The organism is Facklamia sp. P13064 (genome assembly GCF_050409425.1).
Lineage (GTDB): Bacteria > Bacillota > Bacilli > Lactobacillales > Aerococcaceae > Facklamia.
Genome location: NZ_JBNUPM010000005.1, coordinates 18,672 through 42,384 on the forward strand (window position 1 = coordinate 18,672; position 23,713 = coordinate 42,384).

Sequence of the window (23,713 nt, forward strand, 5' to 3'; positions counted from 1 at the left end):
GATCTAGATGAATTTTGAAACAGTAATCGGACTTGAAGTCCATGTGGAATTAAAAACCCAATCTAAAATCTTTTCTTCCTCACCTGTTGGCTTCGGTGTGGATCCCAACGCCAATACCAATGAGAAAGATTGGGGCTATCCGGGAGCGTTACCGACTATGAATCGCCAAGCGATAGAATACGGAATGAAAGCTTCTCTAGCTTTAAATTGCCAGGTAGCTAAGCAGATGAAGTTTGATCGTAAAAATTATTTTTACCCGGATAATCCATCTGCCTACCAAATTTCTCAATTTGATCAACCGGTCGGGTCTAATGGATACCTGGATATTGAAGTAGAAGGAAAAAAACGTCGGATACGTATTGAACGTGTTCATTTGGAAGAAGATGCAGGAAAAAACACACACGGAGTGGACGGCTATTCATATGTTGATTTAAATCGCCAAGGTACGCCATTAATTGAAATTGTTACCGAAGCAGATATTCGTTCCCCTAAAGAGGCCCACGCCTTTCTAGAAGCCTTACGGGAGAGAATAATGTATACAGGCGTTTCGGATGTGAAAATGGAAGAGGGCTCTTTACGCTGCGATGGTAATATTTCAATTCGACCTTTTGGCCAAGAAGCTTTCGGGACAAAAACTGAAATCAAGAACTTAAATTCCTTTAATTATGTTCGCAAAGGTTTAGAGTTTGAAGAAAAACGTCAGGAAAATATTTTAAGATCTGGTGGTATCATTTATCAAGAAACACGTCGTTATGACGAGAAAACAGGACAAACGATTCTAATGCGTACTAAAGAGGGGGCGGCAGATTACCGCTACTTCCCTGAACCAGATCTACCACCGGTAACTATTTCACAAGAATGGATTGATCAAGTCCAGCAAACGATGCCAGAAATGCCAGAAGTGCGTCGTAAAAAGTATGTTGAGAATTATCAGCTTCCGGAATACGATGCCATGGTCTTAACCCTTCAAAAGGAAATGTCAGATTTCTTTGAAGAAACTATTCAAGAAGGAGCAGATGCAAAGCAAGCTTCCAACTGGTTAATGGGAGAAGTATCTGCTTATCTAAATGCACAACAGCTTGAGCTTTCTCAAACAGCTTTAACTCCTAAGAATTTAGCAGAAATGATCCAACTAATTGATAAAGGAACAATTTCTTCCAAAATTGCCAAAAAACTCTTCAAAATATTAGCTCAAGAAGGGGGCAACGCTAAAGAAATTGTTGAAGCTCAAGGAATTGCTCAACTTTCAGATCCAGCCCAATTGAAACCTTTGATTGAAGATATTATTGAAAATAATCCACAATCCGTTGAAGACTATAAGAATGGAAAAGATCGAGCTGTTGGATTTTTTGTAGGACAAGTTATGAAAAAAACTAAAGGTCAAGCAAACCCCCAAGTCGTTAATGAGTTAATCCTTGAAAAATTGCAAACAATGTAGCTATAAGGAATCATAAACGAGACAAGTGAAAACCGACATTTGTGTCGTTTTTACTGGATTCAAACAATTATAAGAAAAGCCATTTATAAAAGAAGATAGGAAGTGTAAAAATGAAAAATATCATATCGTCATTATTAATGACAATCGTCGGAACATTCTTAGTCGCATTAGCTATCAACTTAGTATCTTTACCGAACGAGTTGGGAGATGGCGGAGTTACTGGTTTTACCCTCTTTCTTCACTATACTCTAAACTTTGATATTCCTAAGACCGCCTTCGTTTTAAACGTGATTATTCTGATTATTGGTTGGAAATTATTGAGTAAAATGACGATTGTTTATACGCTCTTATCAATTGCTGCACTTTCGTTTTTTTTAAAAGTCGTTCAGCCTACCCCTTTCATTCCAGATAACCAATTAGTTGCTCCTTTAGTATCAGGGGTAATTATGGGAACAGGATTGGGAATTGTCATTCGTGGCGGTGGATCAACCGGAGGTACAGATATTCTTGCTTTAATTTTGAATAAGTATGTTGGAATTAGCGTTTCAAATGCTTTACTAATATTTGATGGAGTGATTATTTCCTTATTATTTTTTGCGATTGGTCTAGAAAAAGGCGCTATTTCCATTGTTGGGATTCTCCTGTATAGCCGAATCTTAAACTTCTGGGTTACAGGTTACAATCCTAAAAATGCACTGTTTGTTATTTCAGAAAAACATGAAGAAATTGGTAATGAAATTATGGATAAAGTTAAGCGCGGGGTTACTATCTTCTCTGGTTATGGCTTCTACTCAAAGGCTCAACGACAAATATTATATGTGGTGGTTTCCAATCGTCAGCTAATGGCGGTTAAAAAGATTGTTCATAATATTGACCCTAAAGCATTTATTGCGGTTAACGATGTTCAACAAGTGGATGGTGAAGGCTTTACCTTCTTACGTGAACCTGAAGAAATGACTTTAGAGACTGACGAAAGTATTTTAAATACAAATGGCTAATATAATGCTTTCTATTTCTTAAGAATAATTATAAAAACCTTGCATGATTTGGCACTGCACCCCATAAATGGGACAGAATAAAGAACACCTTTGTTAGGCTGTTTGTTGTCGGTATTGAACCGGTGACACCTAGCCTAATTTTTGTTGAACTCGCTTATGATTAACAGTTTTTTCTGTTTCTAAGTTGATTAAATGGGTGATTTTACGGTAACCATAGGTGAAAGGCTGTTTCTTACATAATTGTCCAATTTTAATTTTCCCTTCATTTTCTAGGTTAGCATTTATACGAACTTTCCAACGATAATAAGTAGATCGAGCGATCCCTTAGCAGGAGAGGATTAAATTCACCGAAACATGTGCTTTTAAACTTTCAACCGTTTCGACGACTACTTTTGGTACCCACTCCTCTTCAACTCTTTGTGTTTTTTAGGACATCCATCGCTGCTTGATGACGTTTTAATTTGATTTTGAGTGGATCTATCTCGCTAAGTTCTTCTAGTCCTTTGCCATAAGTCTATTCTTTACCTCCAGCTTGATTGAAGCGCTAGGTTTGACCTTAACGATCCCAACGCCAGCAAGTTTTTACTTGAGATGTGTTCTTAATGTTTAATTCATCCATTATTTGTTTATTAGTCCGGCTTTCATTTTTCAATTCAATACATTTCCATTTTGTTTCTGCAGAATAAGCTAGGTGATTAACCCTAATCAAACACCTCCATTAAATTCATTTCACACGAATTCAACGGAGGTGTTTTTATGTTTGTCTCACTATTCGGGGTCAGTGCCAATTATGCAAGGTTTTTCTTATCAGTTATTAGAATCATTAAGAAATTCGAGAATTCGTTTTGAGGTCGGACGGGAAATGCCCAATCTACGCAGAGTGTCTACATCAGATTCTTTAATTTTTTGTAATGATTTAAAGTGTTTTAAAAGTTTAGAGCGTGTAGCCGGGCCAACTCCTGGTATAGTATCTAAAATAGAAGCCACCTGACTCTTAGCACGTACTTTTCGGTGATAAGATATTGCATACCGATGAACTTCTTCTTGCACTCTTTGAATAAAGTGGAAGGCTTGGGAACGCGGATCAAGGTCGACTATCTTTTCAGTGTAACCTTCCAGTAAGGAGGCCGTCTTGTGTTTATCATTTTTAACCATACCGACTACGGGGATAGCTAATCCTAACTCATTTTCCAAGACATCTCTAGCGGCTCTTACTTGTATAATCCCTCCATCCATCAAAATTAAATCAGGTAATGGTTTATTTTCTTTGAGCAAGCGAGTGTAACGACGCCTGATTACTTCTTGAGAATGAGCAAATTCATTGGCTCCATCTCCACTCTTAATCTTAAATTTACGGTAATTTTTGCGATCTGGTTTACCCTCTTGATAAACAACCATCCCCGAGACCGTATGAACACCTTGGATATGTGAGTGGTCAAATGCTTCAATATGATTAGCCTGTTCAATTTGAAGGGCCTCTGCTAACTCTTCGATGGCGCCCAGCGTTTTACGTGTGCTAGCTTCAATTAAGCGGAATTTCTCATCTAAAGCTAATTTAGCATTTTTTTCACACAAATCGAGCATTGCCTTTTTCTTTCCTCTAAGAGGTGTTTGAACAGGAATTTCAAAGACTTCTTCTAAAACCTCTTGATCAACAGAAGCAGGGACTAAGATAGCTTTTGGAATAACATTATATTGCTCTTTATAGAAGCGAGCAATATAAGTTGTTAGTTCATGATCTGGTTCTTTTTCACCATAACTAGGAAAAAGAGCAGCTTTACGTTTAAGAATAGAACCCTGTCTTAACATAAAGGTTTGTATAGATATCCATCCCCTATCATAATAGAAATTAAAGACATCCATATTATCATAATCTTGACTCATAATAGCTTGTCTTTCAACGGTTGTCTCAATATATTCAATCTGATCGCGTAAATCAGCAGCTTGTTCAAATTCTAGCTTATCAGCTGCTTCAGACATCTTGCGCTTCAAGTCGTTTTTAATTGGACCGACTTCACCATTAAAGAAACGTTTAATCCGATTAATTTGCTTTTGGTAGGTTTCTTTTGAAACGGGATGATCACAACAACCAATACACTGTCCCAAATGGTAGTAAAAGCAAGCGCGCTTTTCATTTTTACCACAACGTCTTAGAGGATAAATTTTATGTAATAATTGTTGAGTGGCTGTAGCGGCTTGTACGTTTGGAAAAGGTCCAAAATAATGTCCGCCATCCTTAAGAACTCGATTGGTAATAATTAATTGAGGGTCCTTTTCATTAGTTATTTTTAAATAAGGATACATACTGCCATCTTTAAGTTTTATATTGTATTGCGGCTTGTATTGTTGAATCAAATTAATTTCAAGGATCAAAGCTTCTTTGTTAGAATTGGTAACAATTGTTTCAAAATGATGAATCTCAGAAACCAGTTTTGCTGTTTTACTATCATGGGCTCCTCTGAAATAAGATCGCACGCGGTTTTTTAAGTTTTTAGCTTTACCCACATAAATAATTTTATCATTAGCATCTTTCATTAAGTAGCATCCGGGCAATTCAGGTAATAAAGGGAGTCTTTGTTCAATATTATGTCGTATTTCTTCAGGGCTTTCTTTAGGCAAGGATGGGTCTCCTTTCTAGAGTTTTTTTTGATTAGGGAGTTGTTGGATTACTTTTTCATATGAGCGGGGGACTCTTTTTTCAATAAGATATTTTTCAGTAATAAATTGCTTTTTATTGTTAAAGTGTCCGTATATAAGAATCTGATCTCCCACCATAACCTCATACATAAAAGTTAAAGCTTTACGGGCAATCAAAGCAGTAAATTCTTGGTTTATTAAGTCAATAGGATTTAATGGATGCTTGATTAGTTTCAATTTAAATAAGACCAATGTCGGATCACTGGCCTTAATTAATTTTTGATAAATGACGATCCCTTTATATTGAAATTTCTTAGTCATTTGGATGCTCCTTAAATTCACTTAGATATAGTATAGCAAAAGCAGTCAAAAAAGTTTATTTTTAAATCGTTTTCAGCATATTCACGCTGTGTTATAATAAAAATAATAAATAAAAAAGGATGTGGAAGCATGAAATTCAATGAATTCGAATATAAAAGACCAGATATGTCTCTTTTAAAACAGTCATTCCAACAGCAAATTGAGGGAATCAAAAAAGCTGAATCGGCTGAGGATGCACTTGCAGCGGTTAAGGCCATTCAAGACATTCAAAGAGATATTGAAACGAATTCAACATTAACTTCAATTCGTCATTCAGTGGATACCCGTGATCAATTCTATTCAGATGAAACGGATTTCTGGGATGAAAACTCACCCCTTATTAGTGAGTGGGAAAGTGACTATTATCGAGCTACACTTGGCTCACCTTATCGTAAAGAATTAGAAGAAGAACTACCTCACACTTTCTTTAAGTTAGCAGAAAATCATTTGAAAATCTTTTCTCCAGAAATTATACCGCTATTACAAAAGGAAAATCGTTTGGTATCAGAGTATGGTAAGTTAAAAGCTTCTGCTGAAATTGAGTATAAAGGTGAAATTTATAACTTATCAAGTATTGGCGCCTTTACTCAAGATGCTGATCGAAAAGTACGTAAAGAAACTTCTGAGTTAATTACTGATTGGTATTTAGAACGCCAAGATGAGTTTGATCGTATTTATGATCAATTAGTTAAAACGCGTCACGAAATTGCAACAAAGCTAGGTTTTAAAGATTTTGTTGAAGTGGGTTATGCGCGTATGGCACGTTTAGACTATGACCGTAAGGACGTTGAAGTCTATCGCAAAGAAGTGCAAAAACATGTCGTACCTTTAGCTGAGAAACTATTTGAACGTCAGCGTGAACGTCTAGGTTTGGATAAGCTAGCCTTTTATGACTTAGGTCTAACTTTCCCTACAGGCAATGCCAAACCTGAAGGAAGTCCAGAAGAGATTGTTGCTAAAGGTGTTGAAATGTACCATGAATTATCACCAGAAACAGGTGAGTTCATTGACTTATTAATTGAATACGATGTTTTAGATTTAGAGTCTAAACCAGGTAAAGATACAGGTGGTTATTGTACGTATCTACCAAATTACAAGACGCCTTATATTTTTGCCAACTTTAATGGTACATCACACGACGTTGAAGTATTGACTCACGAGGCAGGCCATGCCTTCCAAGTTTATAATTCAAGATGGATTCAAACCCCTGAAGCTGTATGGCCAACTTTAGAGTCTTGTGAGATTCATTCAATGTCAATGGAATTTTTAACTTGGCCATGGATGAAAAACTTCTTTGGTGATAGCATTGAGAAGTTTAAGTATCAACATTTAGCTGGAGCTGTTCAATTTATTCCTTATGGTGTTTGTGTGGACCACTTCCAACATGAAGTATATGAAAATCCAAACATGACACCAGAAGAACGTCGTCAAACTTGGAGAAAATTAGAAAAAATTTACAACCCTTGGATTGATTACCAAGGCAATGAGTTCTATGAAAATGGAGGCTGGTGGTTCAAACAATTGCACATCTTCACTATGCCTTTCTATTATATTGATTATACTTTGGCTCAAGTATGTGCTTTCCAATTCTGGAAACGTAGCCAAGTAGATCATGATCCAAAAGCTTGGGAAGATTATTTGAATATTTGTAAGGTTGGGGGAACTCAGACTTTCACAGAAATTATTGCAACAGGGAACTTGAAGTCACCATTTGAACCTGGCAATCTTGCGGATACTTTAGCAAGTATAGAGGCCTACCTCGACCAAGTCGATGAAGAAACTTTAAGAAAATAATGGTGATCCTAAAGGAGCGTTTGTCATGTTGAACTATGCGACGATCGGTAGCTCATGGATTACTGAGCAAATGATGAATGCGGCTCGGTTAACACAGCGTTACCATCTCACAGCGGTTTATTCACGTTATCTTGACTCGGCTAAACAGCTTGCACAAAAACATGATGCCGATTATTTTACCAATGAATTAAATAATATTCTCTATGATCCTAAAATCGAAGTGATTTATATCGCTAGTCCTAACTCCTTTCATTTTCAGCAGGCTATCCAAGCTGTAAAAGCAAAAAAGCATGTAATTATTGAAAAACCTATGGTAACCTCCTCGGCTCAATGGCATGAGCTCTATTCACTCGCTGACGAAGTCGGAGTTTATGTATTTGAAGCGGCAATGCACTATCATAGTCGAAATTATAGTCGTTTGAAGCCTTTAATTAAACATAAAATGAAAGAGTTGGACAGTCCTTTATATGGTGCTAACTTTAATATGGGACAATACTCTTCTCGCTATGAAACTTACTTAGAATCCAAAGAAAAGGGTTGGCAAGTTCCGAATGTTTTTAATGCTGATTTTCATGGTGGTTCCTTGATGGATTTAGGTGTCTATCCTTTATACATAGCGCTCGACTTATTTGGTCTTCCTGAATCTGTTTACTATCATGCGATAGATGATGGACGACAAGTTGATTTGTTTGGTACAGTCATTTTAAAGTATGCTCAAACACAAGTTTCAATCTTTTTGTCCAAGACTGTTCATTCTTTGATGCCGAGTGAAATTTATATTGGCCAAGAAACTTTTATCATTAATGATATCTCACGCTTAACCAAGGTGAGTTTAGTTAACACAGAGGGTAAGAAGGCCCAAATCATAGATTATTTACCAGCTAATCCAATGTTTGATGAGTTATTAAGCTTTTCAGATATGATCCTTGAAGAAAAAACAATTCATCAAGAAATATTGTATGAGAACTGGAGACAATTATCCTTGCAAGTGGTTCAAGTTCTTGAGTTATTACGTCAGTCAGCTAAACTATTATAAGACCCTTGAACGGTTAGAAGTCAATGACTTTTAGCCGTTCTTTCATGAAGAAGGAGATTGTATGAAGGAATTATCAAATACACAATTAAAAAAACACTGGCAAGAAAAACATTTTTCCGAGGCAACACCTATTCAAAAACAAGTCTATCCCTACCTTAAAAATGAAGAGCCGGTTGTAGCTATTTCGCCAACTGGTACGGGAAAAACACTGGCCTATTTGCTTCCTATCCTAGAAAAGATTGAAGTAAACCAACATCTACAAGCCATCATATTTGCCCCTACTCAAGAATTAGCTCAGCAGATTTTTTTAGTGGTGGATGAATGGAGCCGATTACTTGGAATGACTTCTATGAGTATTGTTGGCGGTGCTAATGTCAAAAGACAAATTGAAAAATTAAAAAATAAACCGGAGCTTATTGTGGCAACTCCTGGACGTTTTAATGAGTTACTAAAGCAAACATCTAAACTGAAGGTTCACACGGTTAAATGGATTGTCTATGATGAAGCAGACTATCTTTTTTCAAAAGGTGAGCAGCAAATAGCAGACATTGAAATGATTGAGAAACACCTCATGAGAGATATTAAACGCTATTATTTTTCAGCTACTAAAAGTAAAGATTTTCTTGATTATTTACAAGCAAAAAATTATGAATATGATCGTTTAGAAATTTCAATGCATTCAGCCAATATGCAAACTGAACATTTGTACCTAGAAGTTAACAATCGACAAAAAACAAATATGTTAAAACGTTTGGCTCAAATTGAAAGCATGCAAGCGATTGTCTTTTTTGATCAAATTAGTGAGTTAGAAAGAGCTGCTGCAAAAATGATTTTTGAAAATTTATCCATATCTGTACTTCATAGTCAATTAACCAATCGAGAAAGACAAATGGCCTTAGAACAGTTTAGACAGCAAAAAACAATCTATTTATTAACGACGGATTTAGCTTCTAGAGGACTTGATATAGAAGGAATACCTTATGTTATTCATTATCATCCAGCACGAGATGTGCGTACTTATTATCATCGTTCAGGAAGAACTGGACGCATGGGGAATGAGGGATGTGCTATTTCACTGGTCAATCAACAAGAAGCTATAGACCTAAAAAATATGCTTGATGACAGTAGTATTCACTTAGAAGAAAGAGTGCTTTATGATCGTAAATTATTAAATGAATGGCCTGAGGAGGAAGAAATAAAACGGTCTAGTAAACGAATAACTAAGAGTAAATCACATCCAAAAAAACCAAAAACAGCAGTCAAAGCTAAAAAGAAAAATCGTAAGCGTAATACTAAAAACATTGGGAAACCGCGCAAAAGGGAAAAATAAAAGCTTTACCTAAATTTTACAATAAATTTACAGTATCTTTTTATCATTGCGTTATAATAATTATTAAGATAGGACATTAAGGTAAAGGAGAAGTGAAATGAGAATTTTAATAGCAACAGAAACATTTGTACCTGCTACAGATGGTATCTGTACACGCCTTGCTCATATGACAATTGCTATGAAGGACTTGGGTCATGAAATAATTGTCGTATCACCTGATTTAGGAATTACTGAGTATAAGGGTGTAGAAGTGATACCGATGGATTCTTTTAACTTTCCTTTATACAAATCACGTCCTTGGGGTTTACCTTCTCGCAAAATGAAAACAATTATTCAAAATTTTAAACCTGATATTATTCATGCAGTCAATCCGTTTTTCATGGTAACTTCTGCTGTTAAATATGCTAAGCAATTGGGAATTCCTTTATTAGCTTCCTACCATACACACTTGCCTGATTATCTTGATTCCTATAATTTACCGCTCTTGAAACCAATTCTATGGGATTATATTCGCTTTTGGCATAATGACGCTGATTTAAATGTTACTGTTTCAGAAAGTTTAAAAGTAGAATTAATCCAACAGGGGATAGCTGCTGAAGGAGTTATGCCGCGTGGTATTGACCTTAAAAAGAGGCATCCTAAGTTTTTTGATCAGAATTTATATAACAAATGGACTTTTGGATTAGATAATCAAAAACTACTAGTCTATGTTGGACGACTTGCTGCTGAAAAAGATTTAGATCATTTATTACCAATCCTTTCTTACCGAGAGGATATCTGTTTAGCAATTGTTGGGGATGGTCCAGAGCGCCAACATTTAGAAGAATTATTTACAGGCACAAAAACGACCTTCACTGGCTTTTTAACTGGAGAAGACTTGTCTAAGGCATATGCAACAGGAGACGCCTTTATATTCCCATCTGTTTCAGAAACTTTTGGCTTAGTTATTTCAGAATCGATGGCTTCAGGAGTTCCGGTAATCGCTGCTGAAAATGGTCCTACCCTAGAACAAATTACTCCCAACCAAACAGGAATGATTTATCAATCAGGGAATATAAAGTCATTAATGGAAGCTTTAAAGATTTTAGATAATCCTTTAAAGCTTAAGAAAATGGGGTTAAGAGCCCGTCGAGAAGCTGAAAAATATTCATGGAAAAACGCCACCAGCATGCTGTTAAATTATTATGAAGAAACAATTCATCTTAGTTCTCAAAAACTCTCACATCTTAGTAAATTAGTAAATCAATAAAAGAGCAGCTCATCAAACGCTTAATAGGGTAAGGACAAAACAAAGGATTCGCAAAATGTAGTAATTTGTTATATAATTTATATAGAAATGAAAGAAAGAAGGTATAATTATGGGACTTATTATGACTTTAATTGTTGGAGGAATCATTGGATGGTTAGCAGGTATGGTTCTAGGTAAAGATATTCCTGGGGGAGTTATTGGAAATATCATTGCTGGTATCATCGGTTCATGGATAGGTGGTCAATTCTTCTCTAATTTTGGCCCTGTAGTATCTGGCATTGCTATTTTCCCATCATTAATTGGAGCGATTATTCTGATTGCAGTAGTATCCTTTGTCTTAAAGAAAACAAGATAAGTTGATTAGCTTAACACTTAGGCGGGTTCATTGAACCTGCCTTTTTTCTTTATTTACTGATATTCTTATTTGGGAGGAAATGACATGGTGGAAAAACTGACGTCTTATACTCAAACATTTAAAATAAATACTGATTGGTTTATCGATCCAGAAAATAAAAGTAATAATTTTACTAAACTATTAGAAGCTGTTCTGGAAACTTCCACAAGGCATGATCAAGTTAATCAATTTGATCAAACTGACTCTATTTTGGGGCAGGATGAAAGTTGGGTAATTACGCAAAACATCTGCATGATCAATCAACTGCCTCAATATGGTGATACGATTGAAGTTCAGACTAAGATTATTCAGGCCAACCGATTTTTATTAGAGCGGTGGTTCGAGATAAGGTCTAAAGATCATCTTTTGTTAGAATGTCAGATGCAATTCGCGGTGATTAATTTAAAAACTAGGAAAATGGTCCGTATTGCTCATAAAAAGTTAGAAGAATTACAACTTATTGACCACCAACAAGAGGTTAAGAAAATAAAGCTTAATTTTCCTGACGATATAACTCTTTGGAAAGAAAAAGACCAAGCTATAACAAATCAAGATATTGATTTTAATCATCATGTCAATAATCTTGTTTATATAAATTGGTCCATTGGTAGTCTTCCTTCTTGGTTACAAAATAATTATGACATAAAAAACTTAGCGATTAAGTATGGTCGAGAGTTGCTTAGAGAGCATCAAGTTAAAATTCTTACAGAGGCTAATGTCAAATTAGAGACTCAAACTGATGCTAAAAAAATAATAACTTATCAAACTATTTATAATGCTACTAATCAGCAAGAAGCGGCTCGGATTGAAATCGAATGGCTGGAAAAAGAGCTGTAATTCGTTATAATAGATTCGATAATGAAATTAGAAAGAAGGCTATTAATGATCACACTTAAATCTGAAAGAGAAATTCAAGCCATGAAAGAATCAGGAAAAATCCTTTCTGATATTCATGTAGCATTACGGGATTTTATAAAAGCGGGGCTAACTACTAAACAAATCGATCAATTTGTTCAAAATAAAATTGAAGCAGCTGGAGCTGTCGCTGCCCAAATCGGCTACGAAGGTTATAAATTTGCTACTTGCACCAGTGTTAATGACGAGATATGTCACGGATTCCCATCTAATCGTAGCTTAAAAGCTGGTGATATAATAAAGGTAGACTTCTGTGTAGATTTTAATGGAGCTATCTCTGATTCTTGTTGGTGTTATGCGGTAGGTAAAATTAGTCCAGAGCATAAGCGATTAATGGAGGTTACCAAGGAAGCATTATATCGCGGGATTGAACAAGCTAGACCTGGGAATCGTATAGGGGATATTGGACATGCTATTCAAACATATGTGGAAAAAGAGGGCTTTGGTGTAGTTCGCGACTTTATTGGTCACGGTATTGGTCCTACTATCCATGAAGAACCAGCTGTTCCTCACTATGGTATAAAAGGCAAGGGACTTCGATTAAAAGAAGGTATGACAATTACCATTGAACCAATGGTAACCACAGGAGATTGGAAAATGAAGATGGATACCAACGGTTGGACGGCCAGAACCCGAGACGGAGGATACTGTGCCCAGTACGAGCATTCATTAGCTATTGGACCAGACGGACCTATTTTATTGACTCAACAGGAAAATGAAATATAATTTAATTGTTTAAAAATAAAAACAAGGGGTTGGAACAAAAGCCCTGAATAATTAAAGAAAGTTCGGTAAACGGTACAATCGTTAATCGGACTTTTTCTTTAACAATATAAACATAGAAAACGTTTCCTACTATAATAGTAGGAAACACAAAACTATTTAGGAGGGGCTTTCTATGTAGCAACAGTGTATTATGAATTAAACTTGCTTGCCTTTGATAAGATCCATTACTAAGCGAGCTCTACGAACAGATTCCAGAAGCAAATATTCGCCCACTTGAACTTGCCGATGGGCGACCTGTTTATCATCCTCGTGTCTTACTTAAAGTATTGTTATTTGCTTGTTCTAAAGGCAATTTTTCAGGCCGTCGTCTCAAAAAGCATCACCGAAAAACTGCCTAGGATTTTATTCCTAGTAAAGAAAAAAACACCACTTGTCAAGCACATCAACGGTCGCAATAGCTTTTCTAAGACCGATGTCGAGCGAATATTTATGGCCAATAATCTACGTCAATACGCAAAGTAGCGAGCCCAGATTGGAAAGTAACTTTCCAATCTGGGCTCGCTGTAAATTTTGAGGCAGGGCTGAGCAGCCCTTTTGTTCCAGCCCCTTGTTTTTATGATTGAAGCCTTTAGGAAATAATTGATTGATAGAGTTTTTCATAGCGGCTAATTATTTCATCCCATTTGAAGGGGTTGATTGCTTCTAAAGCATCTTGAGACAAACGTTCATAATGGTTTAAAATATAAAGAATTGCTTGATCGAAAGCTGTTTGATCAAATCGATCTACAGAAACGCCTACATGGTAATTTTTAAAAAATGAATCGAATCCTTCGTTTTGAGTATAGATTACTGGCAAACCTTGACTCATTGCTTCTGGATAGACTAATCCAAAGGTTTCAGGGAAAGATAGTAGGGCGAAAAGATCCATTGAACGATATAAACTGACCATTTCAGCTTTGTTTAAAGCGCCGTGGTAGGTAATATGATCCATTGCTTGCAATTGCTTGAGAATTTTAGCATCCCAATTGGGACCAGCAATATGTAACTCCGCTGCTTGGTATTTTTTTGAAAAGTGTTCGATCATTTTAGCTAATTCAACAAAACGTTTACCAGAAGATACTTTACCAGCGGTTACAATACGCAGTGGCTGATGACAAATAAATTTCTTTTCATTGAAGCGATTGTTATGCCAATAATCATCAATGCCGTTAGCAATGACCTGGCTTTTACCTTTAAGATTATCCAATTCTTTAGTGGGTATAAAGCGATTAAAAACCTGTTGGTAAGTATTTTGTGAAATAAAGATAATCTGCTTGGCATCGCGCATAATATCTAAGCCCACATTTCGCATCCATGGCATTTTTTCAAAAAAAGTATGTAGGTCCGCATTGCGTACAGCAACAATATAGGGGACATGATATTTAAGATAAACTTGTCTAGCTAACCAACCATTTGAAAAGAGTGAGTGTGCATGAGTAAGATCAAAGCTATCTAAACTGTATGATTCTTTTAAATCTTGCCAAATCTTATGGTGTTTAAGTGGAAAAAACCAGCGCATCCATTGATCGTGATTTCTAGATAGATTTAAGTAATCTCCACTAGCTGCTACTCTTTCTTGAGGGAATTGATGCGAAATGGGGACATAAACTTTTAATTTATGTCCCTGCTTTACTTGACGATCATAGACTTGTTTAAATAAACCAGAAGTTGAGAAATAGGAATTAATATGTAAAATATCCATATTATCTACTCTTGCCCTTCTTCGATTAGGGCTTCTAATGAAGAAAGTCGATTTTCTAAATCTTCAACTTTTTGATTCATGGCAGCTTGACTGCCTTCATATTCTTTCGTTGTTGGAATAGAGAAAGCTTTTACAGACAGATAAACAAGTAAGAAGAAAATAATGATGCCGATGATTAGAAGCGGCCAACCGGTTCGGTCTACCCGTCGATCTATTTCTTCAATGTGTTTGGTTATTTCTTCTTCAAAATTTGTGTTAAAGTTTGAAGGGGTTACCATCCTTAACACCTCCTTCTAAAGTGATTAAAATGCCCATTCACCTTTACGGAAGATCGGGGTAACAGTACCATCTACTGAGATTCCATCAACATTCATTTCCGCATTTCCTACCATAAAGTCCACGTGAACATTCGAGCGATTAAGTCCCACTTCCTCTAGCTCTTTTTGGCTCATTTTAGCACCATTTTTTACAGAAGTAGCGTAGGCTTGTCCTAATGCGATGTGGTTAGAAGCATTTTCGTCAAATAGAGTATTGAAGAAGATAATGCCTGATTGAGAAATTGGTGATTGATGCGGAACAAGCGCTACTTCACCTAAGGAATCAGAACCCTCATTTTCTTCTACCAGTTGACGTAAGGTTTCTTCACCTTCTTTGGCTGATACTTCGGTAACTTTACCGTCTTTGAAAGTGAATTTCATTTCATCAATTATAGTTCCACCATAAGCTAATGGTTTAGAAGAAGAAATATAGCCCTCTGCACGTCTTGAATCTGGAGCTGTAAAGACTTCTTCTGTAGGCATGTTAGCAATAAAGACTTCGCCTTTTTCATTAAGTGATCCGGCACTTTCCCAGACATGGTTTTTAGGTAAGCCGACAGTGAAATCAGTTCCAGGTCCTGTATAATGCAACTGATCGAATTGTTGTTCATTAAGGAAGCGTGCTTTTTCGCTAAGACGTTCTTCATGTTCATCCCAAGCTTTAATTGGGTCTTCTTCATAAATACGTGTTGTTTTAAAAATTTGATCCCATAAAGCGTCTACTTGTTCTTCAGAAGTTTTTAGTTCAGGGAAAACAAGAGCAGCCCACTCTTTACCTGCACCTGCAACAACTAACCATGAAACAAGATTTGATTGTGTCGCAATACGTACATCTTTCATAGCTTGAGAAGAAGCACGGTTTGCTGCGTTTATTTTTGCAGGATCAATTCCTTTAAGAACATTTGGATCACTTGAACGTAGTGAGATACGTTTAGCTCTTTTTTCTACAAAGTAATTGCCTTCATCAATTATAAATTGCGGAATATCGGTCAGTGTTTCTTCAGATTGATGGGTAAAATGAAGACGAGTTAATGTATCGTCTGCCCAATTTACTTTAACAAACTTAGCACCTGCTTTGTAAGCAGCTTCAGTCACTAAGCGAACTAATGGGGCTTGATCAAGATCAGCGAAAATTAAAATATAATCTTCTTTACTAACTGCAATTCCTTTATTGACGATTAAGTTTGCATATTTTTCAAGAAGTTGATCAAAATTTTTTAAAGTCATAGTATACCTCTTTCCTTATTGATTTAATTTTTCAGCAATACCATCAGCTAAAGCTTGAAGACGTTCAATATCCTCACCTTCGGCATTTAAGTTAATTTTACATGATGGGCCACCAGCTTGAGCGCCTACTTTTAAAAATTGTTTTTCAAAGTGATCGACAGCACCACAAAAGACTTCATAGTAAGTATCGCCTGAACCAAAAACACCAAAGACTTTATCTGATAGATCTAATTCACCCAAATCATCGTAAAAATCTAGCATTTCGTCTGGTAGTACTCCATCGACTCCGTAAGTATAAGAACCGATTAATACAGCATCATATTCTAAAAAGTCTTCTGCATCTGCTTGCATGACTTCAACCACATCAGTAGTGATACCGTGAGCTTCAAGACGCTCAGCAATAATATCAGCCATTTCTTCGGTATTTCCAGTAAGACTTGCAAAAATGATTAATGCCTCTGCCATTATATTCCCCCTTAAGGTTAAGTTGTTTTAAACCTTGTGTTATTATATCAAACTTCATAGCAATTGTGGACCTCAATTCCTATTAGGTTAAGAAGTAGGAGTAAATTTTGGAAGAAATTATGAAGAATGAATCTAGCTAGATTTGTTATGCTATAATTAATCAGAATATAAATAAGCTAAGGATGGAGGCTATATATGTCAATCTTAGTTACAGGAGGAACTGGATATATCGGCAGTCATACAGTTATTGAACTATTAAACAATGATCAAGAAGTAATCGTTGTCGATAATTTTTCAAATTCAAAACCAGAGGTTTTAAATCGTATTCATACAATTACTGGTAAAAACGTTACTTTTTATCAAACTAACATTGAAGATAAACAGGCAATGGCTCAAATTTTTAAAAATCATCCTGTTGATTTAGTCATTCATTTTGCTGGCTATAAGGCTGTTGGTGAATCTGTTGAAAAACCTTTAAAGTATTATCATAATAATCTTAGTGGTACAATTACCTTGCTCGAAGTCATGCAGGAAAACCAAGTCAAAAATATTATTTTCTCATCTTCAGCAACTGTTTATGGTGAGGCACATAAAGCGCCATTTGATGAATCAATGCCGACGGGTGAGGCTAGTAATCCTTATGGTTATACAAAATTAGTCTTAGAAAAAATATTGCAAGACTTATCGTATTCTGATTCTGAGTGGTCGGTGACTTTATTACGTTATTTTAATCCTATTGGAGCACATCATTCTGGCTTGATTGGTGAAGATCCTCAGGGAATTCCTAATAATTTAATGCCATATATTACTCAAGTAGCAATCGGTAAGCGCCGTGAATTGCAAGTGTTTGGTAATGATTATCCAACACACGATGGAACAGGTGTGCGTGATTATATTCATGTAGTAGATCTTGCACAAGGTCATCAAAAAGCGATTAGCCACAATCTAAAAAATAAAGGTGTCGCAATATTTAATCTGGGGACCGGTCAAGGTTATTCTGTCCTAGATTTAATTAGGGCATTTGAAAAAGCCAATCAAGTCCAAATACCTTATCAAATCGTGGATCGTCGGCCAGGGGATATCGCGATTGCCTATGCCAATCCTGAAAGGGCTAATCAAGAGTTGAATTGGAAGGCTCAAAAAAACTTATATGCCATGTGTTTAGATTCATGGAATTGGCAGAAAAAAAATCCTGAAGGATTTTAATGATAAATTGAACGGAGGAAGCATATGTTTCCAGAACAGAAATCAGACAAACGTCCTTTTTTTTCAAAAAGACTTTTGGTCTTTTTTCTTGTAATGATTCTTTTAGTTTTTTCTACTTTTCTCTTTTTTGGCTATCTGGATGATTTGAAAAATTCTTTCCAAGGCACCTTTGTCCATAATCCTTCTGAATGGCAATACTATACTATTGGACAAGAATTACTAGAAAAAAAAGATAGGTCTTTTGAAGACTTAGCAAAAGATGGCATCGAGCTCTTAGTTTTGAGCTATGATTACAGTCAAGCAGGCCGAATTGGGGAGAAAAGAATTAAAGAATTAACTTATTATTTATGGGATTTTAATCAAGAAAAGATAGTCCAAGTCAACATCGATCCACAATTAGATTTATTTATATCAGATACTAAAATGTCAAAAACAATCAGAGAATATGGTTTAAAGCAAGGAGAGTTAGCTTTAGTTGAACAATTGACTCAATCATATAATTTGCCCATTGATTTTTTAATTGTCTTAGATCTTGATAGGTTAGAAGAAGTTGCTAAAAAGAACTCTAATGGAGTATTATTCAAAAATATTAACAATGATGATCGGCAAGAACAAAAGACAAGTCAAATTATGGCTGACAATTTAATGGATTATCATCACTTTTTAAAACTAGCCAAAGAATTAAATCAAACGGATTACCTGGTAAAAAGTAACATTGGTTTTAACCATTTTTTAAAATTTACTCTCTACTATAATCTTCAAAAGGGTCAAAAAACTGAAACATTTGACCTATCTAGCACACAAACAAGAAGTGAAAGAGAAAGATTACTAGAATCCCTAAATTTAAATCAGTAGAAAGTCGTATAAGGAGGAAGCTTTTGCAAAAAATTAGAATCCTACATCTAATGTCATCTTTTGGAGGAGGCATTTCTACATTTATTCACAATTTAGCTAAAGAAGCTAGCAATCAAGAGATGGTTTTTGATGTAGCTACCTACAGTCAAGTGCCTGACTATTTTAAACAGACGATTGAAGAGACGGGTGGTCAGATTTATTTTCTGAATAACCCCAAAAAAACTTCTTGGCAATCCTTTAAGAATAGTTTTGCTAAAGCTTTTCAAGAGAATGCCTACCAAGTAGTTTATAGTCATATTGCAGGTTACCGTTCAGTCATTTATTATTATTTAGCCCATCAATTCCAAAAGGATACGCCCTTTGATTTCTATATTCATGGGCATTACCGTTATGACAAAAATCCAGCTTTAAAAAATAAATTGATGCAAGTTTTTGATGCGCAAGTCAATAGAAGATTGTCTCGTTTACCGATTGGATGTTCTCAACTTTCAATAGAAGAATTGTTTGCTTTGAAAGTTGGAGAATCCTCTGTGGTTATTCCAAATAGCATAGAGCCCAATGATTTCTTTATCGATTTTGAAAAGAAGCGAACAAGTCGTAAATATTGGCTAAGCAAATTCACTAAGAAAAGTAAACAAAGTCTAATAATTGGACAAGTGGGGCGTTTAACGGCAATTAAAAATCATCCTTTGACCTTAGAAGTCGTAGCTTATAGTAAAAAGCAGCATCATCCCTTGCGTTTAGTGATTGCTGGTGAGGGGGAAGATCGGGATTTTTTAGAAAAAGAGGTAGAAAAAAAAGAAATTGATGCCCAAGTTTTCTTTGCTGGCAGAATTAGTCCGGTTGCTAATTTATTAGCCGGTATCGATTTATTAATTATGCCCTCTTTTTCTGAAGGTTTTGGCACGGTAGCCATTGAAGCTCAAGCGGTAGGCATTCCCGTGCTTGCCAGCGATCAAATAAGTCAAGAAGTAGACTTGGGCTTGGGGTTGATTCAATTTTTATCTTTAAATTGTGAACCTAAAGAATGGTATCAAAGGCTGATTGAATTTTATCATCAAAGTTCAACTAAAATTCCCACTGATGAAGAACGATTTAGAAGTATACAAGCTAAGTCCCTTACTAATGAAGCTGCAGCCAAGCTGTATCGCCAGGTGTTAGATCATCAAGTGAGCCATTTTCGGATAGATTCGAGGTAATATATGAAACATTTTATGAAAAGATTAACAGGGTTTTCCTTAGGACCGATTATTGGTGCATTAATTTCACTGATTCAAATCCGCATTTTGACTCAGTTGTTAGTAGCAGACCAATATGGGGTTTCAGGATTGTATCGAAACTTAATCTTAAACATTCCTAATTTTCTTTATATTGGTCTCGATCAGGCTTTTTCTCGTGAATTTCATCAAGCTGCATCTAAAAAACATCTTTTTCAACAAGCAATTATTATCCCGATCGGGATGGGAATCCTTCTATCATTTGTTATGCTTGTTTTTAATCAGACCATTGCGAATTGGTTGTTTAGTGATCCTAACGCAGGCTATATTGTGATTTGGAGTACAATTTTACTTATTTCAATGATTATTGAACGCTTCGTACTCATTTCTATTCGTATGCAAGAAAAAGCAAAAGAATATTCTGGCTTTACCATTTTATTAAAGAGTTTAATTTTTGCAGTTTCCTTGTCTATAATTGCTTTGGGCATTCGCGATTTTCGTGTAGTGGTTTTTGGAATGATTTTTGGTCAACTTATAGGGGATAGTTTTCTTTTCTTACGTTATAGAGATTTGTTATCGTGGAATGATTTTGTTGTTGACTATGACCTTATAAAAAAATTATTATCTTTTGGTTTTCCGCTTATGATTGCAATGTCTCTTAATTCGGTGCTCAATACAATTGATAGCTTAATGCTTCGGTCTTTTTCTACCAAAAAAGAATTAGGGTTTTATGCTGCGGGCATCGCGATTGTCAATATGATTGGTATTTTAAAGACAGCATTTGCAACCTTTTGGGTTCCTACTGCCTATCGATGGCATGATGAAGGCAAGTCAATGAAGCATTATAAATTTATTTCAGACGCTGTTCTTTTTGTTTTAACGGGTATCTTTTTTGGGATTCTTGTATTTCGCCCCTTGATTATGATGATTTTAGGCGAGGACTATCGTTCTGTTCAGTATATTCTTGGCTTGCTCTGTTTTCCTCATATTATGTATACACTTTCTGAAACAACGACACTGGGAATTGTTTTTTCACGCAAGACCTATTTTAATACATTGGTTTCTTTATTGGCTTTGATTCCTAGTTTTTTTATTAATCTCTGGCTCACTCCAAGATGGGGAGCTTTAGGAGCAGCCACCGCGTCATCCGGAGCCTACATCATGTTTTATCTAGCTAGAACTTATTTTTCAAGTCGGACAGGCTTTTATTTCAAACAAAGTAAACATCTCATGTCCATTTGTTTAATGTTTATTGCTGCCTTCATTAACACTAGTGATTATGCTTATCGTTTGTCTGTAACATTTGGCTTAGCTTTGGTCTGTCTCATTATTCAGTTTTCGACCATCCAAGATGGTTATCAAATCTGGCGTAATCCTGAGAAATGGGATTTTAATTAATTGTTCGAAAAGAAAGAGTAAGAAAGGAGTGGCCCATGTTTCTATATTGTTTACTTTTAGTTACGAGTGTTTTTTTAGGTTCGCAAATTTTAGCCGTTGAAACGCCAATTGCTCAAATTACCCTTTACCGAATTCTTGCTCTTTTTTCTGTTCTGATTCTTGCTTGGCAAATTTTACAAAAAGATCGAAAGCTTTTATTGGTGTTACCCTCTGCTTCAACACGTATGCTTTTTTGTTTTTTAGCTTGGTGGTTAATTGCTTTAACAACAGGTCTTTGGGCTGAAAATTTTAAAGATTGGCTGCAAGTTTCATTTTTAATGACGGTTGGCATGGCATCAATTGTGGCTATTTATTTTTGGGTGGGTACTAAAAGACAGTGGTTTCGTCTGGCTCAAGCCATGTGGGGGATGATGACTGCCTTAGTATTTTGGGGCTATATCGAAATTATCGGTAATATCTATGTATTTGCAGATATGACCAAATTGGATAAATATGGAACTTTTGATTCCCAACCTTGGACTCGGATTCCAATCACCTTTTTTGCCAATCAAAATGACTATGCTACTTTACTTTTAGCGTATGTCACCCTCTGTATGGTTCTATACTATTACAGTCAAAGATATTGGCAAAGGATGTTCTTACTATTAATGTTTGCATTAACAACATTTTTAATCTACCAAACTAGCTCAAGAATGTCCTTAATATGTTTAATTCTTTTTATCGGCTTACAACTAGTTCGCAACTTCAAGTTGGATCTTTTCCAAGGGAAAAGACTTTATATAATGACCGCCTTTATTATTTTTATGATGTTAATTCCACCTATACGTGAAAAAGTTTTTGAAGTGATTTTTCTAGGTGGTCCACAAGCAGGCTTATCTGGTGATACTAAGCGAATGAATATCTGGCGAAATGGTTTACTTTATTTGACCCAAACTTTTGGCTTAGGGGTAGGATCGGGGAATATCGAGCATTGGGCTAAAGTAAGACCTATCTGGCCAACTAATGAAATAACCAATATGCATAATTGGTGGCTTGAAATTTTAGTTTCTAATGGCATTCTTTCACTGTTACTTTATTTATGGGCATACATTGGAATGATAAGACGGTTGGAGTTTGTTGCTAGAGTGGGGAGAAAGACCTCTGTTTTACAAAGCAATATTTCTTTTGTATTCTATAGTTTTTTAATTATTTTTATTCTAGCAAGTATTACTAGTGCAAATAATATGTTGATTGAATGGCACTGGGTATTTTTTGCTTTAATTATAAGTTGGGTAAAAATAATCGATACAAAAGAACAAACGCAGGATTTTAAAAGTAAAAGGAGTTTAGGAATATGAGCTTAGCTACAGTTTTTCACGAGTTATACCGCTTTATTAAAAATAATTTTAGAAGAATTATGTTTGGATCAGTTATTATCTCATTATTAGTTGTAGGAGGAAGGTATGTCGTTAACCGCTTAATAAATAGTGATAAAATTGAATCATATAATTATCTAGCCCATGCCTATCAACAAGACCCAGCTTCATTCCAAGTGATTGTTACAATGGAAGATGGCAGTCTATTTTCAACTGCGGCTGTCTTTGATGACTATTTTGCGACACCAACTATTATTAAACAAATTGAAGCAGAAACTGGTATCGAGTTTGGAAAATGGCTTCAAGCAGAAAAAAAACTTGAAATGTATAAGACCAACACTTTTCGAGGTGGGCTTGCAGGAATTCGAGATGCCGCTTCAAATGTTATTACTTTAAGATTTTTGGTGGGGAATAATGCTGAAGAAAACTTAAAGATAGCCGAAGCATATGCTGAATTATTAGAAAAACAAAAGCTACCTTTCCTCGGGAAAAATACTGTCTCAATCATTCGGTCACCAGAAATTGGAGAAATGATTCCAATTGATTTGATCGAAGAAGTTCCTAGTAGGGAAACTTTGACCCCATTTCAAACTAAAGAGGCTAAAGGAAGTATTATCTATGGCTTATTGGGTCTCTTTTTAGGCGCTATTTTATCGATAGCTTGGAGCATGATTGCACATTATCGAAGACATAAAATAGGCTATGCTTTTGATTATACTTGGGGAATTAATGATCTGCATTTTATTTATAACCGTCAAGATAATCGAGAAGTCTTAGAAAAATTAATTCGAACTCCTAGTGATAGTCAGCGAGTAATCCTTAGACAACAAAAGCATCAAGAAGTGAATGTTCAAGAACTAATCTCTCCTGAAGGAAACACCTACGGAGTGCAAGCGACTAACTTAGCAAGTCTTGATGCAAACTTTTCACCAAATGAAATTGTTATCGTCTTAGACGCTAATATTACCGATAAAAAGTGGTATAATGACCAACGCCAATTGGCAGAGCTTTATCAAGCAAGAATTAAGATAATTCAGATTATTTAAGGAGAATTG

At 35.7% G+C, this 23,713-nt stretch carries 22 protein-coding genes; 15 read left to right on the forward strand and 7 right to left on the reverse strand.

The genetic code is table 11. From position 1 onward, the window contains the following. Window positions 1–7: 7 nt before the first annotated feature. Window positions 8–1,438, forward strand: coding sequence for an Asp-tRNA(Asn)/Glu-tRNA(Gln) amidotransferase subunit GatB (gatB, locus tag ACQV2S_RS03235; RefSeq protein WP_428885010.1), 1,431 nt, complete (start codon window positions 8–10; stop codon window positions 1,436–1,438). 110 nt (window positions 1,439–1,548) lie between these two features. Further along, complete coding sequence (locus tag ACQV2S_RS03240; RefSeq protein ID WP_428873568.1) at window positions 1,549–2,436, forward strand: YitT family protein; 888 nt, start codon at window positions 1,549–1,551, stop codon at window positions 2,434–2,436. Window positions 2,437–2,565: 129 nt separating this feature from the next. Here the strand turns inward: ACQV2S_RS03240 and ACQV2S_RS03245 are convergent, their stop codons facing one another. From ACQV2S_RS03245 to ACQV2S_RS03255, 3 genes are all read right to left on the reverse strand, one after another. Beyond that, on the reverse strand, window positions 2,566–2,757 hold the full coding sequence (locus ACQV2S_RS03245; protein WP_428885033.1) for an IS3 family transposase: 192 nt from the start codon (window positions 2,755–2,757) through the stop codon (window positions 2,566–2,568). A 486-nt stretch (window positions 2,758–3,243) separates the two neighbouring features. After that, window positions 3,244–5,055, reverse strand: coding sequence for an excinuclease ABC subunit UvrC (uvrC, locus tag ACQV2S_RS03250; RefSeq protein WP_428874873.1), 1,812 nt, complete (start codon window positions 5,053–5,055; stop codon window positions 3,244–3,246). 15 nt (window positions 5,056–5,070) lie between these two features. Beyond that, window positions 5,071–5,394 (reverse strand): hypothetical protein, encoded by a 324-nt coding sequence (locus tag ACQV2S_RS03255; protein WP_428873570.1) that lies wholly within the window; start codon window positions 5,392–5,394, stop codon window positions 5,071–5,073. A 129-nt stretch (window positions 5,395–5,523) separates the two neighbouring features. Here ACQV2S_RS03255 and ACQV2S_RS03260 point away from each other — a divergent pair, with 129 nt between their 5' ends. From ACQV2S_RS03260 to map, 7 genes are all read left to right on the forward strand, one after another. Further along, window positions 5,524–7,227, forward strand: coding sequence for a M3 family oligoendopeptidase (locus ACQV2S_RS03260; RefSeq protein ID WP_428873571.1), 1,704 nt, complete (start codon window positions 5,524–5,526; stop codon window positions 7,225–7,227). A 25-nt stretch (window positions 7,228–7,252) separates the two neighbouring features. Beyond that, complete coding sequence (locus tag ACQV2S_RS03265) at window positions 7,253–8,263, forward strand: Gfo/Idh/MocA family protein (RefSeq protein WP_428873572.1); 1,011 nt, start codon at window positions 7,253–7,255, stop codon at window positions 8,261–8,263. A gap of 61 nt (window positions 8,264–8,324) precedes the next feature. Beyond that, window positions 8,325–9,593, forward strand: coding sequence for a DEAD/DEAH box helicase (locus ACQV2S_RS03270; RefSeq protein WP_428885011.1), 1,269 nt, complete (start codon window positions 8,325–8,327; stop codon window positions 9,591–9,593). A gap of 97 nt (window positions 9,594–9,690) precedes the next feature. Further along, the gene (locus tag ACQV2S_RS03275) at window positions 9,691–10,842 is read left to right on the forward strand and encodes a glycosyltransferase family 4 protein (protein WP_428885012.1); all 1,152 of its coding nucleotides are present in this window, start codon (window positions 9,691–9,693) and stop codon (window positions 10,840–10,842) included. Window positions 10,843–10,951: 109 nt separating this feature from the next. Next, window positions 10,952–11,197: a GlsB/YeaQ/YmgE family stress response membrane protein gene (locus ACQV2S_RS03280; protein WP_428873575.1), complete on the forward strand. Its 246-nt coding sequence runs from the start codon at window positions 10,952–10,954 to the stop codon at window positions 11,195–11,197. 84 nt (window positions 11,198–11,281) lie between these two features. Beyond that, window positions 11,282–12,073 carry an acyl-ACP thioesterase domain-containing protein gene (locus tag ACQV2S_RS03285; protein ID WP_428885013.1) on the forward strand — a complete coding sequence of 264 codons (792 nt, stop codon included), beginning with the start codon at window positions 11,282–11,284 and terminating at the stop codon, window positions 12,071–12,073. Window positions 12,074–12,118: 45 nt separating this feature from the next. After that, window positions 12,119–12,877: a type I methionyl aminopeptidase gene (gene map / locus ACQV2S_RS03290; RefSeq protein WP_428885014.1), complete on the forward strand. Its 759-nt coding sequence runs from the start codon at window positions 12,119–12,121 to the stop codon at window positions 12,875–12,877. 628 nt (window positions 12,878–13,505) lie between these two features. On the opposite strand, the gene ACQV2S_RS03295 is transcribed toward map, so the two are convergent. Genes ACQV2S_RS03295 through ACQV2S_RS03310 form a run of 4 tightly spaced genes read right to left on the reverse strand, consistent with a single transcriptional unit; the run spans window position 13,506 to window position 16,627 of the window. Further along, entirely contained in the window at window positions 13,506–14,618 is a 1,113-nt protein-coding gene (locus ACQV2S_RS03295) for a glycosyltransferase family 4 protein (protein ID WP_428876296.1), read from the reverse strand. Between the two features lie 5 nt (window positions 14,619–14,623). Then, window positions 14,624–14,896: a hypothetical protein gene (locus ACQV2S_RS03300; protein ID WP_428873579.1), complete on the reverse strand. Its 273-nt coding sequence runs from the start codon at window positions 14,894–14,896 to the stop codon at window positions 14,624–14,626. 24 nt (window positions 14,897–14,920) lie between these two features. Then, window positions 14,921–16,162 carry an aminopeptidase gene (locus tag ACQV2S_RS03305; RefSeq protein WP_428873580.1) on the reverse strand — a complete coding sequence of 414 codons (1,242 nt, stop codon included), beginning with the start codon at window positions 16,160–16,162 and terminating at the stop codon, window positions 14,921–14,923. Between the two features lie 15 nt (window positions 16,163–16,177). Then, on the reverse strand, window positions 16,178–16,627 hold the full coding sequence (locus ACQV2S_RS03310) for a flavodoxin (protein ID WP_428873581.1): 450 nt from the start codon (window positions 16,625–16,627) through the stop codon (window positions 16,178–16,180). A 195-nt stretch (window positions 16,628–16,822) separates the two neighbouring features. Between ACQV2S_RS03310 and galE the strand changes: the two genes are divergently transcribed. The 6 genes from galE to ACQV2S_RS03340 are packed head-to-tail and all read left to right on the forward strand — an operon-like array spanning window position 16,823 to window position 23,704. Continuing rightward, the gene (gene galE, locus ACQV2S_RS03315; protein WP_428873582.1) at window positions 16,823–17,833 is read left to right on the forward strand and encodes a UDP-glucose 4-epimerase GalE; all 1,011 of its coding nucleotides are present in this window, start codon (window positions 16,823–16,825) and stop codon (window positions 17,831–17,833) included. A 24-nt stretch (window positions 17,834–17,857) separates the two neighbouring features. Beyond that, entirely contained in the window at window positions 17,858–18,688 is an 831-nt protein-coding gene (locus ACQV2S_RS03320; protein WP_428885015.1) for a hypothetical protein, read from the forward strand. 23 nt (window positions 18,689–18,711) lie between these two features. After that, window positions 18,712–19,887 carry a glycosyltransferase gene (locus ACQV2S_RS03325; protein WP_428885016.1) on the forward strand — a complete coding sequence of 392 codons (1,176 nt, stop codon included), beginning with the start codon at window positions 18,712–18,714 and terminating at the stop codon, window positions 19,885–19,887. A gap of 3 nt (window positions 19,888–19,890) precedes the next feature. Then, entirely contained in the window at window positions 19,891–21,303 is a 1,413-nt protein-coding gene (locus tag ACQV2S_RS03330; protein WP_428873585.1) for a lipopolysaccharide biosynthesis protein, read from the forward strand. Window positions 21,304–21,338: 35 nt separating this feature from the next. Then, window positions 21,339–22,640, forward strand: a complete 1,302-nt coding sequence (locus ACQV2S_RS03335) for an O-antigen ligase family protein (RefSeq protein ID WP_428873586.1) — start codon at window positions 21,339–21,341, stop codon at window positions 22,638–22,640. Beyond that, window positions 22,637–23,704: a hypothetical protein gene (locus ACQV2S_RS03340; protein ID WP_428873587.1), complete on the forward strand. Its 1,068-nt coding sequence runs from the start codon at window positions 22,637–22,639 to the stop codon at window positions 23,702–23,704. Before ACQV2S_RS03335 ends, ACQV2S_RS03340 begins: the two co-directional genes overlap by 4 nt. Window positions 23,705–23,713 lie beyond the last annotated feature (9 nt).